15 protein-coding genes are annotated in these 15,898 nt (G+C 53.8%); 10 read left to right on the forward strand and 5 right to left on the reverse strand.

Annotated features, from left to right (window positions below):
* Positions 1 to 67: 67 nt before the first annotated feature.
* Both MKY58_RS02495 and MKY58_RS02500 read left to right on the forward strand, forming a co-directional pair.
* Positions 68 to 1,543 (forward strand): glycoside hydrolase family 32 protein, encoded by a 1,476-nt coding sequence (locus MKY58_RS02495; protein ID WP_339323322.1) that lies wholly within the window; start codon positions 68 to 70, stop codon positions 1,541 to 1,543.
* 73 nt (positions 1,544 to 1,616) lie between these two features.
* A complete protein-coding gene (locus MKY58_RS02500; RefSeq protein WP_339323323.1) occupies positions 1,617 to 2,525 on the forward strand; it encodes an ROK family protein in 909 nt (302 codons plus the stop codon).
* A 66-nt stretch (positions 2,526 to 2,591) separates the two neighbouring features.
* Here MKY58_RS02500 and MKY58_RS02505 read toward each other — a convergent pair whose 3' ends face one another.
* The 3 genes from MKY58_RS02505 to MKY58_RS02515 all read right to left on the reverse strand — a co-directional run bounded on the left by MKY58_RS02505 (position 2,592) and on the right by MKY58_RS02515 (position 5,675).
* The gene (locus MKY58_RS02505) at positions 2,592 to 3,968 is read right to left on the reverse strand and encodes an Nramp family divalent metal transporter (protein WP_339325025.1); all 1,377 of its coding nucleotides are present in this window, start codon (positions 3,966 to 3,968) and stop codon (positions 2,592 to 2,594) included.
* Positions 3,969 to 4,243: 275 nt separating this feature from the next.
* Positions 4,244 to 4,918 carry a M50 family metallopeptidase gene (locus MKY58_RS02510; protein WP_339323324.1) on the reverse strand — a complete coding sequence of 225 codons (675 nt, stop codon included), beginning with the start codon at positions 4,916 to 4,918 and terminating at the stop codon, positions 4,244 to 4,246.
* Positions 4,919 to 5,045: 127 nt separating this feature from the next.
* Positions 5,046 to 5,675, reverse strand: a complete 630-nt coding sequence (locus MKY58_RS02515; protein WP_339323325.1) for a flavin reductase family protein — start codon at positions 5,673 to 5,675, stop codon at positions 5,046 to 5,048.
* 394 nt (positions 5,676 to 6,069) lie between these two features.
* On the opposite strand from MKY58_RS02515, the gene MKY58_RS02520 reads away from it, so the two are divergent.
* The 3 genes from MKY58_RS02520 (at position 6,070) to MKY58_RS02530 (ending at position 8,498) form a co-directional block, all read left to right on the forward strand.
* Positions 6,070 to 7,767, forward strand: coding sequence for a DUF4127 family protein (locus tag MKY58_RS02520; RefSeq protein WP_339323326.1), 1,698 nt, complete (start codon positions 6,070 to 6,072; stop codon positions 7,765 to 7,767).
* A gap of 180 nt (positions 7,768 to 7,947) precedes the next feature.
* Positions 7,948 to 8,322: a hypothetical protein gene (locus tag MKY58_RS02525; protein ID WP_339323327.1), complete on the forward strand. Its 375-nt coding sequence runs from the start codon at positions 7,948 to 7,950 to the stop codon at positions 8,320 to 8,322.
* 2 nt (positions 8,323 to 8,324) lie between these two features.
* Complete coding sequence (locus tag MKY58_RS02530; protein ID WP_339323328.1) at positions 8,325 to 8,498, forward strand: hypothetical protein; 174 nt, start codon at positions 8,325 to 8,327, stop codon at positions 8,496 to 8,498.
* Here MKY58_RS02530 and MKY58_RS02535 read toward each other — a convergent pair.
* Together MKY58_RS02535 and MKY58_RS02540 are read right to left on the reverse strand one after the other, a co-directional pair.
* Entirely contained in the window at positions 8,485 to 8,796 is a 312-nt protein-coding gene (locus tag MKY58_RS02535) for a hypothetical protein (protein ID WP_212949964.1), read from the reverse strand. The genes MKY58_RS02530 and MKY58_RS02535 overlap by 14 nt on opposite strands.
* A gap of 210 nt (positions 8,797 to 9,006) precedes the next feature.
* Positions 9,007 to 9,588 (reverse strand): DUF6609 family protein, encoded by a 582-nt coding sequence (locus MKY58_RS02540; protein ID WP_339323329.1) that lies wholly within the window; start codon positions 9,586 to 9,588, stop codon positions 9,007 to 9,009.
* A 329-nt stretch (positions 9,589 to 9,917) separates the two neighbouring features.
* Here MKY58_RS02540 and MKY58_RS02545 point away from each other — a divergent pair, with 329 nt between their 5' ends.
* The 5 genes from MKY58_RS02545 (at position 9,918) to MKY58_RS02565 (ending at position 15,839) form a co-directional block, all read left to right on the forward strand.
* A complete protein-coding gene (locus MKY58_RS02545; protein ID WP_156124501.1) occupies positions 9,918 to 10,088 on the forward strand; it encodes a thiazolylpeptide-type bacteriocin in 171 nt (56 codons plus the stop codon).
* 60 nt (positions 10,089 to 10,148) lie between these two features.
* Positions 10,149 to 10,319 (forward strand): thiazolylpeptide-type bacteriocin, encoded by a 171-nt coding sequence (locus MKY58_RS02550; RefSeq protein ID WP_081992076.1) that lies wholly within the window; start codon positions 10,149 to 10,151, stop codon positions 10,317 to 10,319.
* 123 nt (positions 10,320 to 10,442) lie between these two features.
* On the forward strand, positions 10,443 to 12,881 hold the full coding sequence (locus MKY58_RS02555) for a hypothetical protein (protein ID WP_339323330.1): 2,439 nt from the start codon (positions 10,443 to 10,445) through the stop codon (positions 12,879 to 12,881).
* Positions 12,882 to 12,903: 22 nt separating this feature from the next.
* The gene (locus tag MKY58_RS02560) at positions 12,904 to 14,001 is read left to right on the forward strand and encodes a hypothetical protein (RefSeq protein WP_339323331.1); all 1,098 of its coding nucleotides are present in this window, start codon (positions 12,904 to 12,906) and stop codon (positions 13,999 to 14,001) included.
* Positions 13,998 to 15,839 (forward strand): YcaO-like family protein, encoded by a 1,842-nt coding sequence (locus tag MKY58_RS02565; protein WP_339323332.1) that lies wholly within the window; start codon positions 13,998 to 14,000, stop codon positions 15,837 to 15,839. The genes MKY58_RS02560 and MKY58_RS02565 overlap by 4 nt, the downstream gene beginning before the upstream one ends.
* Positions 15,840 to 15,898 lie beyond the last annotated feature (59 nt).

Genomic DNA, 15,898 nt, shown 5'->3' on the forward strand with positions numbered 1-15,898 from the left:
GCGCACGGCATGTTCCGGCAAGCGCGGCCGTTTCCGCAAGAGGGCCCATAACGAAGGAGTTTAACGAATGTCAACAATCGCAAAGCAAAACCACCGCGGCGCATATCATTTTTCCCCGCGGGAGAACTGGATGAACGACCCCAACGGCATGGTGTATTTCAAGGGGAAATATCATTTGTTTTACCAGCATCACCCGTTCGGAACGACCTGGGGGCCGATGCACTGGGGGCATGCGGTCAGCAAGGACCTGGTGGCGTGGGAGGAGCTTCCGATCGCGCTGGAGCCGGACGAACACGGCATGATCTTTTCGGGCAGCGCGGTAGTCGACCGGCGCAACACGACGGGTTTTTTCGGGGAAGAGCCGGGGCTTGTCGCGATTTTTACCCATCATGCGGAAGGGACCGATTCGCAGCCGCCCGTCCAATGCCAAAGCTTGGCCTATAGCATGGACGAGGGCAGGACATGGACGAAATACGAAGGCAATCCGGTGCTGCGGCATGATTCCTATACCGATTTCCGCGATCCGAAAGTGTTCTGGCACGAGCCGTCGGCGCAATGGGTGATGATTGTCGCTTGCGGCCAGACGGTATGCCTTTACCGATCCCCGAATTTGAAGGATTGGACGCTGTCCAGCGAGTTTGGGGAAGGGATCGGAAGCCATGACGGCGTATGGGAATGCCCGGATTTGTTCCCGCTTCCGGTCGAAGGCGCGAAGGATCAAAGCCGTTGGGTGATGCTGGTCAGCATCGGCGACCATCCGGGTTTTGCGGAAGGGTCACGAACGCAGTATTTTATCGGGGAGTTCGACGGCGAGCGGTTTATTCCGGATGCCGGTTCGCGGGAGAACGTCCGGTGGCTCGATTACGGCCGGGACAATTATGCCGGCGTCAGCTGGTCGGATATTCCCGCGGAAGACGGCAGGCGCCTGTTTATCGGCTGGATGAGCAATTGGAAATACGCCAACCTGACGCCGACGAACGGCTGGAGGGGGGCGATGACGATCGCCAGGGAGCTGCGTCTTCGGGAATATAGCGGCGGCATCGTGCTGGTCCAGCAGCCCGTCCGTGAGCTGGAGGCCTACCGCAAGCCGGTCGTTTCCCTGGCAAACGTAGATGCAACTGCCGCTGCGAAGCGGTTATCCGGCCTGCGGCTGGAAAGCTTCGAAATCGTCGCTCGCGTACGGTTCCCGGATTCAAGCCGGGGGGAGATCGCTTTTCACGTAAGAGCCGGAGCCGGCGAGGAAACGGTCATCGGATACGATGCGGCTGCGGCGGAGATATTTGTGGACCGTACCCGATCCGGCATCGCCGATTTCCATCCGTCGTTCGCCTGCAGGCATTCCGCCATGCTGAAAGATGCGTCGGGGCAGCTTGCGCTCCGCATTTTCGTTGACCGCGCTTCCGTCGAGGTGTTCGCAAACGGGGGCCGGGTCGTGATGACCGATTTGATTTATCCGGATCATGCCTCTACAGGCATTTCCGTTGCCGCCGATGATGAACGGCTGATGATCGAAGCCCTCGACATATACGATTTATCCGTCTAGTCATTTTAGTTTACTCGTTAAGCGAAGACGCGATGGTTACGGAAACCGGAAGATTGGAGAGGAGAAGACGGATATGCGGATTGGAGCGATTGAAGCGGGCGGGACCAAATTCGTCTGCGGGATCGGAAACGAGGAAGGAAAGATCGAAGACAGGATCAGCTTTCCGACCGAACGCCCGGACGAGACCATCCCGAAAGTCATTTCCTATTTTGCGGATGCGCAGGTGGAAGCGATCGGCATCGGTTCGTTTGGACCGATCGACCTCAGGCCTGACAGCCCGGCATACGGCTGCATTACGACAACCCCCAAACCGGGGTGGGCGCAGTACCCTTTCCTAGGGAAGCTTAAACGTCATTTTGCCGTTCCGTTTGGATGGGATACGGACGTCAACGCCGCCGCTTTGGGCGAAGCCGCCTGGGGAGCGGCCCGAGGCCTCGATAGCTGCATTTATTACACGATCGGAACCGGCGTCGGCATGGGCGTCTATTCCGGAGGACGGCCCGTCCACGGATTGGTTCATCCGGAAGGCGGGCATGTGCCGGTCCGGCGTCACCCGGAGGATGACTTCCCCGGCATCTGCCCGTTTCACGGGGATTGCCTGGAAGGCATGGCTGCCGGGCCCGCGCTCGAAGCTCGCTGGAAGGCGCCCGGGCATCGGCTGCCGCCCGGGCACCCCGCCTGGTCCATCGAAGCGTATTATATTGCCCAGGCGGTCGCCGGGGCGGTTCTGACGCATTCGCCGCAAAAGATTGTGTTGGGCGGCGGCGTCATGCAGCAGCGTCAGCTTTTTCCTCTGATTCGGGAAGAGGTGAAGCGCATCCTGAACGGTTACGTCCAAGCCGAAGAGCTGCTGGATAAGATCGGGGAATATATCGTGCAGCCGGTACTCGGAACCGATGCCGGTTTGCATGGCGCATTGGCGCTGGGATTGCAGGCCCTGCAGGGCGGAGGCGCCGATTTTGCCTCCTGTGGATCATCCTAGCTCAAAGCAAAACTGCCCTGGGGAGTCTCCCCGGGGCAGTTTTTTATACTTTAGAAAAAAATCGGCTCAACCGATGCCGGCAAAGGTGCCGTAGACCAGGAATACGTTCAGCGCCGTCAGCACGATCGCGATGGCCCAGGTCAAATATTTGATCCAGGAGCGGTTCGCGAACTCGCCCATCCGCTTCTTGTCGCTGGTGAAGATGACCAGCGGGATGATCGCAAACGGAAGCTGGACGCTCAGGAATACTTGCGTGTACAGGAGCAGCTGTTCGACCGCGTTTTCCCGGCCGCCGTACAAAACGACGCAGATGATGACCGGAATGACGGCGAGGAGCCGCGTAATGATGCGGCGCAGCCAGCCGGGCATCCTCATCCGGATAAAACCTTCCATGACGATCTGGCCGGACAACGTGCCCGTAATGGTCGAGTTTTGGCCCGAAGCCAGCAGCGCGACCGCAAACAGGGTACTCAGCAGCGGGCTGGCGATGGCGCCGACGATGGCGTTATCGGAAAGCGCGTTGTACAGATCGGTGAACCGGCCCAAATCGCTGGTCGAACCGAAAAACATGGCGGCTCCCAGCACCAGCAGCAGACAGTTGATCACGAATGCGATGCTGAGCTGGATGTTGGAATCGATCGTCGCGAAACGAACGGCTTCCTTTTTGCCTGCGGAGGTGCGTTCGAATTGGCGCGATTGCACCAGCGACGAGTGCAAGTAGAGGTTATGCGGCATGACGGTCGCCCCGACGATTCCCAGCGCGATCAGCAGCATGCCGTTGTTGGTCGCGATTTCCGGACTCGGGATAAAGCCTTGGAGCAGCGGCCCGATGCTTGGGCTGGACAATAACACTTCGTAAAAGAACACGATAAAAATGGTGGCGATCAGCGTTGCGACGATGGCTTCGATTTTACGGAAACCGACTTTGGCGAGCAGCAGCAGCAGCAACACGTCCAGCGTCGTAATCAGCACGCCGACCAAAAGCGGAATTTTGAATAACAGCTGCAGCGCCACCGCGCCGCCGATCACTTCGGCAATATCGGTAGCCATGATGGCAAGTTCGGTCAAAATCCACAAGACGATGGCGACCGGTTTGCTTGTCGCTTGGCGCGTCGCCTGCGCCAAATCCATGCCCGTCACGATGCCGAGCTTGGCGCACATGCTCTGAAGCAGCATGGCTATCAGGCTGGAAAGCAAAATGATGCTTAGAAGCGTATATCCATATTGTGCTCCGCCTTGTATGGAAGTAATCCAGTTTCCCGGGTCCATATATCCGACGGCGACCAGGACGCCGGGTCCGCTATAGGCGGCGAGCTTTTTCCAGAACCCCGCGTTTTTCGGGAGCGAAACGGTATTGTTGATTTCGCTGAGGCTGAGCCCGTTCGTGGAGCTGAATACCTGATGTTTCCGGTTATGTTTTGGGGTTGGGTCAATAGAAGTCATGTTTTCCATCGTTATCCCTTCAATCTATTTATGAGTTTAATGATTCATGATATAGAACGTTCTTCGTCTTGATACCTCTATTTTGCCCCCGGTAAACTTTTTTGTCAATGGCAAATATAATTTGATACGATTAACTTAATTGTTGTTGTACAAGTCTTGGAGGATGACGAAAAAAGGAGGGTCCTGCGGGCGCCTGCCTATTAAAAATATAAACGACAAAAAACCGCCCGATAAACCGGAGGGGCGATTTTTTGGATAGGCGTACATTGTGTTTTTCAGTGCGTTTCTCTCGGCTTTCCGGAGCCGAATCCGCGTTTGAACAACATCGTCGTCGACAGCTTGGCGCAGCATAAGGAGACCGCAACGAACACGAGACACCAGACAACGGCCGGAACATACGTCGCTTCGGCCAGGTTGGCGGCATCGCCCGCGGAACCGGGACGCGTCACCGACCGGAACAAAATGACGAACGGGCTGATCACGGACTCGACCAAGCAGATAAAAGCAATAAGCATATAATAGCATTTTTGCAGCAGAGGCGGAGCCGCAAAAGCGACGAGCCCGCTCAAAACCGCAAAACCGATGCACCAGATGACCCCGTAGCCGTTGCGCACGAATAGCGCGGCCGCGACGATGGCCAGAATCATGGCGGTGATCAGTCCGGCGCGCTCTTGTCGTCTGGCATAAAGGTAAAAGAGCAGCACCGCAAACAGCGCGGAACCGACGTATCCGGCAAGCGAGATCGGAATAGCCATCCAGTTGCGGTCAAACGTGGAGAGCGTGACTCCGCCCTGGTTGCTGTACAAATGGATGACATTGACCCGGCCCGATAAGGCCAGCGTCATCAGGGCATGCGACAGCTCATGGACAAGGGTGTCCACGTTGCGGAAAAACGCCGAAAACGGAAGAAAACGCGTTAAAATGCTGGTCAACACGACAACCGCGATCATTTTTAACCAAGCTTGAATGGCGGTTCCCTCATTTCAGTATGATTTGCTTCTATCTTACATGCGGCTGAAGGGAAATGCCAGCGCCAATCCGGAGAAAGCGGATGCCGAACGTGTCTTTTCCTGAGAATCAGGTCTCGCTCCGGAACGTCTTCCCGAGAAAATCGCCCAGCGCGAAATAATGTCTGAAATTATAGATCAGCGGGCTCCATTTGGCGGGATCGACGTGGTTTTCGCGAATCAAAATATCTTCGTGGGCGTGAACGCGAACCGCCTTCGTTTCGATCACCGCAAAAAAGTCGGCGTATTCCGGCAGGCGGATGTTCACCGCTTCCGCTTCGATTTGCAGCGGACACTCCAGAATGCGGCTCGGGCGGACGGCTTCGGACGGAATCGGCGTCAGGCCGCTGACGGCGTATTTGTCTTTGGCGCAGGTGAAGCCTAACGCTTGTTTGAACGCGGGGACGGGGTCTTTGCCCGTAAAAGGGGCAAGTTGTTCGACATGTTTCCACAAGGACGGATCGGGGATATTCAACACGCACTCCGGATGGCGCTTTAAATTGTCGTACGCCTTGCTGCTTGTCCCCAGGCCCAGAACGATGTAATCGCCGAGCGCCCAGGAGGACGAGATCGGGCTGATATTGACCGTTTCGTCCTCGTTCAACGTATTCAGCAGCAGGACGGGGGTGCCGTAATATAATATTTTGGGCTCTATCGTTGCGATTCGAACATCGGATGTTTTCTTTTGCGTATGAGGCATGAACTCACATTCCTTTCTGCGATGGGTTGCAAGGAATAGTTTAATCGAGAAAAAATTCGATGCTCATCGAAATGTGAATGTTAGTTTCGGAACTGCCCCTTCCGGCATGTTAGCGTTCTGATCCGGTCCTTGGTCAAAAATAATGTACAGGAAAAATTTAACGAAATTATATTGCGTATCGATACGTAACATGATATTATTGTTTCAACGAAGGGCACATCGATGAGATGGCCTTCGGGTTGGATCGGGGATGACCTGGGATGTCCGGACGTCCGCGATGTTCCCGCCAATCAGACCAAGGTATCGATACAGGAAAGGAATGATTTTTTTTTGATCATTCATATAGCGTTACGTAACGTCATATACTATTTTGAATCGAAAAGGAGATGTATTTATGAAAAAAGTTTTGTATGTGCCTCTAGACGATCGCCCTTGCAATCTTGACGACGTGGTCGTGCAGGCTCGGGCGGCAGGGATTCAGGTCATCACTCCGGATGCGGAAGACGTGAAAAACAGGCTTGACACCGAAGCGGACGCCGAAGGGAACACGCTGCTCGACACGCATTCCCCGGTCTTTGGAAACACGGATCGGATCCGGCGGTTTATTCAGAAACATATTTTGGCGGTCGACGGATTCATCATCTCGTCCGATATGCTTGCCTACGGAGGGCTCATTGGCAGCCGGCGCTTCCGCACCAGCGGGGGCGGCACTTATCCGGACTATGATCCGGAAACGACCGGATTGCTTGACGTCATTCGCGAAATTAAGCAAACCTGCCCCCATAAGCCCGTGTACGTACTCGATACGATTATGCGGCTTGCCACGACCGTATTCGTCGAGGGACTGACCCAAAGCGCGTACGACGAGGCCCGCGCCTTTGCGCAGCAGCCGCGCGCGGCCGCTTCGGAATTCGATGCGATTTTGGACGGCTACGACATCAAGCCGGACGGCACGCATTTCGGGACGCCGGTACACTTCGACAAGGAGCAGTATTACAATGCGCGGCGCCATAAGTTCAAATCGAATTATTACATTTTGGACCAGCTCGTCCGCTCGGGAGCGATCGATTTTCTTGCCATCGGCGTCGACGATTCGTATACGCAGGGCGTGCAGTCGAATGAAATCGACTTTCTTGAAGCTTATGTAGACCAGCATTTGAACGGCCACGACGGCCAAAATCCGGACCGCGTCATCCTTCTTCCGGATGCGGACGGCCTGGGTCACTCCCTGATGGGGCGCATGGCACTCCATTTGCACCGCTGCGGCTTCAAACCGCGATACAGCGTCCGGTACTTCGGGCCCGACGGTTCGACGATCGTGAATCCCTATGAGTATATGAGCGTGCACGATAATATCCGGTATCATGTGGACATGATCGGCGGACGTTTCGTAGACTCGGGGCCTTGCGACATCGAAATCGTTGCGATTACGGGAGCCGACAAGGCCATGGAAGCCGCGAGCCATATCGCGGGCAATGCCGATCGGCAGCTTCCGACCATCGCGATCGACTTCGTGGGAGGCGGCGCGGCGAACGAAACCGTGACGCAGGCGCTGCTGGACGATGCAGCCACCGGAATGCTGCTTGGGTACAGCGGCTGGAATACGGCCGGAAACAAAATCGGGCTTGCGCTCGGAATGGCCCAATCCCGATATGCGTTTCTGATCACGGAACGCCGGCCCCATGCGTTGGGGGATGCCGCCAACGCGCATGGCTCGCTGCTCTTCAAACGTTTCCTGAAGGATTATTATTATAAAAAGCTGACGATAGCCGAAGTTCGGACCTATTCCCGGGCGCATTCCCTGTACGAGAACGTTCCTTATGCAGACCAGAATATGCTTCTGTTCAACTCGCCGGAAGACTATGAAGTTCTCGTGAAGCTGCTGCGGGACCGGATGCAGGAGAATACGAAAGCTCTTGCGGAACGTAAAGCGTTCCAGGCCTGCGCTTCGCGGGCGATCCGCCAGATCAAACGATCCGGCAGCTGGATTTGTTCGGCTTATGCCGGCGCATCGTTAGCGTATGATAATCCGGCATTCATTTGGGGACGCGCGTTTGAAATTACCCTCGGGCCATGCGTTACGTTGGAGTGAATAAAGATATCCATAACCGCTACAGGAACTTATAAGGAATTATAGATCGTAAAAATCATGAGAGCAGTCCGTTTCCTAACGGGCTGCTCTTTTAGGGATGACGGCATGCCGGATGGATGCCTTATATTGCGTAACGTTACAAGGCATACTATAATACAACCGTGAGAAAGGAGAGGTGGCATGAAATACGCCCTCAATTTATTCGGATATACGGTTGACTGCCGGATCGATTTTCGGGACGGAACGATGCGGATCGACATTGACGATGAGGATCAGGCCGCATTGCGGGCATATCTGCTGCGGGTATTGGTAAAATACGGACGGCAGCCGGGACCGCAGGACAGCCTCGAAAGCCTGGTTCGGGCCGCGATCGAAATCGAAAAGGGCATGAGCGGACACTTAAGCGAGCCGAAGCTGAAGCTTCCTTATGAGTTTCAGCCCGAGATCAAGGAAAAGCTGATCGAAGCCGCCGAGCTCCAGGACATGTCCGCAACGCAGCTTTTGATTCGCCTGATTGAAAGAAAACACCAAAGCGTATTCGGGAAGGAAGGCTGAAGATGGCATACGGAAACAAGGTGAAATTCCATTACGACGTTCCTGTGTACATTAAGCAAATGCTGGCGGATACGGCCAAAAAATTGAACATGACCGCAACCGAGCTTCTGTCGAGAACGATTGAAGAGGAATATGCCCGCGTCAAGGCTTTGAAGGAAGGGGCTAAACAAGATTAAGCTTGTCCGCCATATCGGCAAACACCCGGACGTTGGAAAGCGGCAGGCTTTCATACGCGTACCCGGGGTCGCCCATGTCCGTCGAAAAGCAGTGGCACTGGGCGTAATTTTCCTTACGGTTCCTCTCGATCAGCAAAAGCTGAATCTGGGCGCGATCCGTCAGCAGCTTATAGAAATAATCCGAACCGGAATCGGCTTCGATCAGGTCCATCACCGCTTGCCTGATTTGTTTGGGCAGCCGGCATCTTAAATCCGCGGCTCCCGTTTCCGGATCCATTTTTTGAACGATCGTCGTCAAGCCCATCAACTCCGTTTCTTTCGTTCATCTGTTTTCGCTAAAAACATAAACGGTCCTTTATTTCAAATTATACCAAACATATGTTCCTATGTTAAGTGGATTTTTGATACCGTTCCACGCAAAAAAAAGGGATTCGAGCCCTCCGATAAGGAGCGATCGAATCCCTATTTATGTTGGGCAGCCATAGATTTGGCAGTTTTGGCGTCCCGCTTAATGGGTTAAAGGGGTTTCGGTCTGCGCTTTATTGTTCATCGGCTTTCCGGTTAATAGAAGGTAAATGCCGAACACAAGCTTGAGGCCGATATCGACATATGCGAGCAGATGAAAGCTAATATTCGAATCGAGAAGGCCCAGAAGCGCATCCGCGATCAGCAGCACGGCGAGCACCAACATCGAAGGCCCGTGCACCCAAGCCATCGGGATAAAATGAATGCCTATAGCGAGAAACGCCCCAAGCCATATGAGGCGGTAATTTTCGTCCGCAAAATGCGGCCCGCCGATCAGCACCATCAGTACGAACATGAGGATGATCGAAAAGAAAAGCATCCGGTTTTGCCCTTGCGTCGGTTTTCCGTACGATAATTTGCTGCTTAACGATTTGTTGGCCAGAATGCCGAAAATCCCGATGACGTAACCGAAAGAAAAAACGGGCATCATGATCAGCTGCTTTCCTCCCGCCATCAGCCCGGCGAAAATGACCACAGCGACCCAGATCAGCCATAACCCGCAAACCCGCTTATTCAAAAAGTTAGATTTGTTCCATATTCCCCCAGACAAAGACTTTTCCGTCACTTGTTTCCCTCCCTAACAACTGGTTCAGTAACCATTATAGACCAGAAGATTCGGCTTGAAACCCTGCCCATACACCTAAAAATGCTGATTCTTTCGCCCCTTGCGGCCGCTCGTAACGACCGTAACCGGCTCCGCAAAACCGGCCGCAAGACAATTGTGGAGAACCCTAAACACGTATTCGGTGAAGCCGGATAAAAGCTATGTTAGTCTGTTTACAGGAAGCAATTAACAAATGCACCAAGAACTTTTGAAGGGAGACATTCCTTTGGGAAACTGCTTGAACGTTAACTTGCCCCGTACCCAATTGTCGTAAAAAGGAGGTGAACGTCATGAGCGACCTGAACATGGAATTGAACAAAGAACTGGAAAATCTCGACCTGGAGCTGATCGAGCTTGATCAAGCGGAAGCGATCCCTTCCACTGCGGCATCGAGCGGAAGCGGCAGCAGCTCCACCTGCGGATCTTCGTCCTGCTCCTCTTGCTCTTCATCTTGTGCATAAGCTTAAAAAAGCGAGACCATCCGATCGAACTCATTAAAAATTTTAAAGGAGATGTTAAACATGAACCAATTGAACAAGGAATTGAACAAAGAACTGGAAAATCTCGATCTGGAGCTGATCGAACTTGATCAAGCGGAAGCGATCCCTTCCACTGCGGCATCGAGCGGAAGCGGCAGCCACTCCACCTGCGGATCTTCTTCCTGTTCTTCCTGCTCTTCTTCCTGTGCTTGATCACATTCAGCCGAGCAAATCAAACGCCTGCGCAAGACTTACTTTCCTAAGATGGATTCAAAAACCTTGGATGGGGCGGTAGCGGCCGCTTCATCCAAGGGATTTTCCGGAGGAGGAGCATTGGTGACGGAACCCCACGTATTCATCCGCCAGAATCATCTGTCTTCACATTCTATTCAGCGCCTGAAGGATCATTTCTACCTACGATTCGCCAACTATCGGGAAGAGCGCGCTGCCTATGCAACGCAGCGGCAGAAGCTGCGCCAACAATTATCCGGATTCATTGAACGTGAGCCGGGAGCCAGAATTGCATACATACGCCTCCAGCAGGGGATGAAAAGAGGCAAGGTACAGTTCGAAAAGATCCCCAAGATTGAATTCGTAGATCCGCTTCTGTTGGAAAGCATCCGGTCCCATCTAATCCGTGGACAGGAGCTTCAGCAGCATGAGGAACTTTTGCGGGAACAATTTGAAAAAGTATATAAAAGGCAAGCGGAAGAGCTTTATGAGCTGTTCCGGGAGCAGTCAAACGTACAAAATGCATTGCTGTTCACCAACTTTGAAATGTATTGTTCGATGAACAATTCCTATAGCCCCAAAAAAACAGGAAAGGTTTGGAAAATCATGATGCGTTCATTTGCCAAAACCGCCCCGTTATCCACGTTTACCTCCATCGGCAGGATAGGTGCCCGGACATCGAGTAGCCGGATCCGTTTGGCCCAGTGGATATTGCTTGCATGGTTTGATTATTTTCTCCTGCTGCCGGAAGTCATCCGAGCAAGCCGTTTTCGAATTAAATATGAGGCCGATCCGTCCGGAGAAGCAGTTTGGACCGTCGGCGCCGGGGAGCCGTTAGAGGTCCGGCCCGGTCTATATCAGCGTCAAAAACGGCGATTCATGTTACAGGAACCCAGGCTGCGAAATCTCCCTTCCGGCAGCATCGTTACATGGGAAGAACTCGCCTCCCGCTTGGGTGTCGGAACGGATTGGATTGAAAGCCGGACCGCGAAGCTGTTGGCCGCCGGCTATCTTCGAAATGTGCTGGAGCGCAAGGCGGAGACCCTTACCTTAAACACCCTGATTGACGAAGCGTCTTCTTTCCGGAGCGTTTCCGGGAGAGTCGACGGCTTTGTCAGGCATCTGGAGGCACTGCATCTCATCGCTTCCCGGCTGGAGAACACCGCGGATCTTCATATAAGGGAGTCGCTGATCCTTTCCGCGCAGAAGCATGCGTCAGCATGCTGCGATGCGGTGTTGTGGAAAGGAAAACGTCCCTTGGATCTTTTTCATGAAGACAGCTATATTCCTGCGGGCCCCTATGAGATTCGGGCTTCCGCCAGAAGAATGATCGACAAATGGGCAGATATTCTTCCATTATTCGATCACAGATTAAAGTTCAGGCTGTTCATGAAAGAATGGCTTAAGGACCGGCTCCCTGCTTCCTATGAGTCGCTTCGCCAGTCTCTTTCGGAATACGCCGGCATGTACGAAAAAGAGGTAGCTCTGCGCCGCACCAGCCGAAATACAGTGTTTGCCGCATCGCCCCAGGTAACCCGCCTTGAAGATATGAAGGACGTTTATCGGGAACGGATCCAACCGGCTGAAAACGGCGAGGACGTGCATATCGGGGAAGATGAACTTATGGATCTTAAAGCGCAGCTTGAGGAGCTCGGCATCAAGCCGCAGCGGACGCTGCAGCTATTCATTCAGCCGGCGATGGACGGGAAATACGTCGTCAATGATTGCAAAAACGGTTATCTGGCGTATTCCATCTACCATGACCCGGGGCGCCATGAGCAAGTGCTCCATAAAATAAGATCCGCTTTGGGATGCAAAGAGGCGTTGCTGCTGACGTATTCGCCGTCCTGCGGATTTAATCCGAACACGAACGATTTTACGGAAACGTATTCCTTGACGGAAGAAATACACGATCCGGAGGAAGGGGGACAATCGGAAACATCCCGTTTGATTGCCCTAAACAGCTGCACATTGGAGTGGAACGCGGACATGAACCGGTTTGAGCTGCGGGCCGGAGATGTTCGGGGGATCGCGCTTTACACGGGCAGCCTTGCGCCGGCATATCTTCCGGAAGATTACAGGAATATTGCCCTTCTAAGTCAATCGGGCTTTTTAAACGGAATTGGATTCGAGTATAACGAGATTTCCATCGGGGAGAGCAGGAAGCTGGGAAGAATCAGCTTTGGTGATCTTATTTTGCAGCGCCGCAGAAACATATTGAACTCCAGCCTTTTCTCAAGTCTGACCTTCGACCTGGAAGGATACGGCTCTTTCCATGAGCTTCTAGAATCCCATGATATTCCGCTGCGTTCTTTTGTCAGGATTTTTCCAGTCCGCGAAGGAAAGCTCCATATCGAATATGGGGCGACGGCCATTCACAAGCCGATTTTTTTTGATGCGGAAGAGCCGCTCTATGTTATCGAAATGCTGAAGCACATCCAGCGGAGCCGGCAGCAATATGGGGACATCGCCGTTGTGTTTGAAGAAGCGCTGCCGGATCCGTACCAGACGGATTATACGGCTGAATATGTGTACGAAATGTAATGCCGGAAAGGAGGAAGAAGCGATGGATAAAAGTCCCGTGCGGATCATTGGCGGCCCCGGCAGGGTTGAATTGCTTGGACGCAGCCGGATGATCAGTCTTCCAGCTGCCAGTTATGACGATATCGTCCATCTTTTTGCAAAGCCTGATTCGAACCCGCAGGAAGCGGAGTGGGTGGCCCGCGTTCGCAGCCTGCTGCGGGAGACGGAAAGGCCCCGGCCGAAGGAACGTTACGAGTTGGGAGACCGGATCATATTCGCCGATGGGGTGTGCATGAGCTGTCTTGGGCGGCAATATCCGGTGTCTTCTTTGAACAGGTTTCCTCTTCCCAAGCTGTTGGAAACGCCGTTATGGGAGGGAGACCGCATCATCACGATGGATGCTGACGGCCTTGTGGCCATTGCTCCGCTGCCCGAAACCGCTCATGCGGAATGCTGCCCGCTGGTCCGAAGCCCGCTTCTGAAGTTGGGAGAAGAAACACGCGATGAAAGCGTGCTTGAACAGGAATTGGTTCAGGAGCGGGTGCGGCAAATAGAGATCGATTTCGAAACGTACTGGACGTTAACGGCGGATTTCGGAGATCACGTCCGCAAATTTGACGGTCCGAGCAAACGCCGGGTGCTGGAGGATATGTACGCATACATGCTCACCCATTATTGCAGCTACCGCACGCTTTCTCCCGGATTAACCGATCGGGCCGCCTATCTGAATCATATCAACCGTTACGGATTGAATGGCGGGGAAGAAACAGAGCAGCGGATTTTCGATCCCGGACAATTTTCGTTTTGGATGCCCGGCCCCGTGTTATTCCCGCCTGTCATGAGTTACAAGGTCATTGAAGCCTTGATGCCGGTATACGGCGTTGAATGGAAAAGCGGCGGAGTTCTTTTGCGGGCTTTCGGAGAGGATCTGGAGGATGCCTTGTTCCGGTTATGGAACAGACTCCGCGGAAAGGGAGGATCCACGGAGGCTAATGCAGGAACTTTCAGGGATGAAAATAGGCTGGCGGGGGGCTATCATACACGGGACCGGCAGAATGGCGAGCTTCCTCTTTTTCGATATGAAGACGGGTTTTCCCGCAAATACGGGTTTGCTTTATTGGGGGGAGGTGATGATTCATGATCGCAACACACGCGTTAAACGAGGTACTGAACCGGAGAGAGCCTTGGACGCTTTTGGAGGTCGAGGGGGAACGGCTGCCCTGTTTGATCACGTACGGCGACCGTCCGGAAACAAACGGATATTTGGAGCGGAAGCCTCCGAAATTTGCCCTGCTGCACGTGGACGCGCATGAATGCATCGTCGGGCCGGTTTTTTACCGTGAAGAATTAGGCTGCCCTTCCTGCTTCCTGAAACGAAGGACTTTCAATCTTCGGGAGCATGAATATCGGCTTGAAGGGGCGCCCAGCAGGCTGGTCGGAGACCTGCAGGTACCCGAGGATCTCGTGATGGAATGCTTCGGCATGCTGCTCCGCAAGCGCAGGCGGCCGGGGCTGCTGGACTATTACCGGATGAACGGAAACGGGTTGTTGAAACGGCTGACCTTTTGGCCGGCGGAACGATGCTCCAATTGCCCGGAAGGCGGGAAGCCGGATGACGCCGAAGCGTTTGCGGCGGCTTTTAGGGAGAAGGCGGTTTACACGTATGGAGACAGTTATCGCCCGAAGGAGGCCTCCATTCCGAGCGATGCATTCAGGGCGGATAATACCGACTCGAATTTTATCGTTTATAAAGACCGGAATACGCGGTCCTTCTTTTCCGTCTCCACCTTTTTCCGGGTAAATAGGGAAGAAAAATATGGAATGGGGATCGGAAGTACGACCGATTATCGGGCAAGCGAGCGCAAGTCTTTGTTTGAAGCCCTCGAAAGGTATGCGGGCATGCATCCGCGAGGCCGGGAGCGAACGGTTGCCCGCGCCAGTTTTAACGCCATGCGGCAGTCGGGGCATGTGACGGATCCCCGGATCTTTATCAGGGATGTTGCAGGTTCAAGCGAGAGTCTGATTCCCTTTGACGAAGATGGCGAGTTGCCATGGATCCCCGCCTATTCCTGGAGCTCAAAAGCGCTAACGTATGTTCCCGAAAGCTTGGCTTACTACAAAATGGATCAGAATTATCCGGGCGGCGCGCTGCGGGTTTATAAAGGGAACTCCAACGGCAACGCGGTGGGTACCGGCCTTCTGAACAGCGTGTATTATGCCTGCCTCGAATTGATCGAACGGGATGCTTTTCTGAATCATTGGTATTTACGGCATGCGCCCCCGGAAATTCGACTGGAATCCGTTACGAACGGCAAAGCCCGTTACATGTGCGGAAGGCTGGAGCAGCTGGACTACGATGTCAGGTTGTTCGACATCACCATGGATACCGGAATCCCGGTCATCTGGGCGCTTTGCTTCGGCAGGACGCCGGAAAAGTTTGCGGCGTATTCGACGTCCGCGGCGCATCCCGATCCGGAGAAAGCCATTCAGAACGCGCTCGAGGAAATGCTGCTCGCCCTTGAATTTTACGATACGCATACCGGCGAAATCCGTGAGAAGGCCAAACGCATCAAGCGCCAGGGCGTTCGGGAAGTCGAAGATCACCCGATCCTCTACTTCTTGCCGGAGGAAAGGCATCATTTCGATTTTTTGTTCGGAGGCGGCGACGTGGATCTTATGGAACGCTTTGCAGATTATTACGAAAAACTCAGATATACCGCCATTGATATGGCTAGCGAAACTTCGGGGCTCCTTGACCGGCTGACAGCCATTTTCGGCGACGTCATTCTGGTCCGCCAGACGCCGGAGGGATATACGCATCTGGGCCTGGAGGTCGTCAAAGTGCTGATCCCCCATTTACAGCAGCTCTGGTTTGGAGAGGAACATCGGATGTTAAGCCGGAAGCGGCTGGAGCAAGCAGCCCGGCTCTGGGGCGTTGCGCCGGGAGACATTCAGCATGCGCCTCATCCTTTTCCTTAAAGGAAAGGCTCTAAAGTTTCTATAAAGCTCCTCGTACGAAGCCCGAAACAGAGACATGG

This window comes from Paenibacillus sp. FSL W8-0194, from assembly GCF_037969745.1.
In the GTDB taxonomy this organism is placed as follows: Bacteria; Bacillota; Bacilli; order Paenibacillales; family Paenibacillaceae; genus Paenibacillus_AQ; species Paenibacillus_AQ cookii.

Bases quoted from the DNA above. Each gene is read 5' to 3' on its own strand.
- MKY58_RS02550 (WP_081992076.1), top strand. From the start codon at position 10,149: ATGAACCAATTGAACAAGGAATTGAACAAAGAACTGGAAAATCTCGAT.
- MKY58_RS02505 (WP_339325025.1), bottom strand. From the start codon at position 3,968: ATGACTTCTATTGACCCAACCCCAAAACATAACCGGAAACATCAGGTA.
- MKY58_RS02565 (WP_339323332.1), top strand. From the start codon at position 13,998: ATGATCGCAACACACGCGTTAAACGAGGTACTGAACCGGAGAGAGCCT.
- MKY58_RS02515 (WP_339323325.1), bottom strand. From the start codon at position 5,675: ATGCCTCATACGCAAAAGAAAACATCCGATGTTCGAATCGCAACGATA.
- MKY58_RS02500 (WP_339323323.1), top strand. From the start codon at position 1,617: ATGCGGATTGGAGCGATTGAAGCGGGCGGGACCAAATTCGTCTGCGGG.
- MKY58_RS02495 (WP_339323322.1), top strand. From the start codon at position 68: ATGTCAACAATCGCAAAGCAAAACCACCGCGGCGCATATCATTTTTCC.
- MKY58_RS02530 (WP_339323328.1), top strand. From the start codon at position 8,325: ATGGCATACGGAAACAAGGTGAAATTCCATTACGACGTTCCTGTGTAC.
- MKY58_RS02525 (WP_339323327.1), top strand. From the start codon at position 7,948: ATGAAATACGCCCTCAATTTATTCGGATATACGGTTGACTGCCGGATC.
- MKY58_RS02545 (WP_156124501.1), top strand. From the start codon at position 9,918: ATGAGCGACCTGAACATGGAATTGAACAAAGAACTGGAAAATCTCGAC.
- MKY58_RS02520 (WP_339323326.1), top strand. From the start codon at position 6,070: ATGAAAAAAGTTTTGTATGTGCCTCTAGACGATCGCCCTTGCAATCTT.
- MKY58_RS02560 (WP_339323331.1), top strand. From the start codon at position 12,904: ATGGATAAAAGTCCCGTGCGGATCATTGGCGGCCCCGGCAGGGTTGAA.
- MKY58_RS02510 (WP_339323324.1), bottom strand. From the start codon at position 4,918: ATGATCGCGGTTGTCGTGTTGACCAGCATTTTAACGCGTTTTCTTCCG.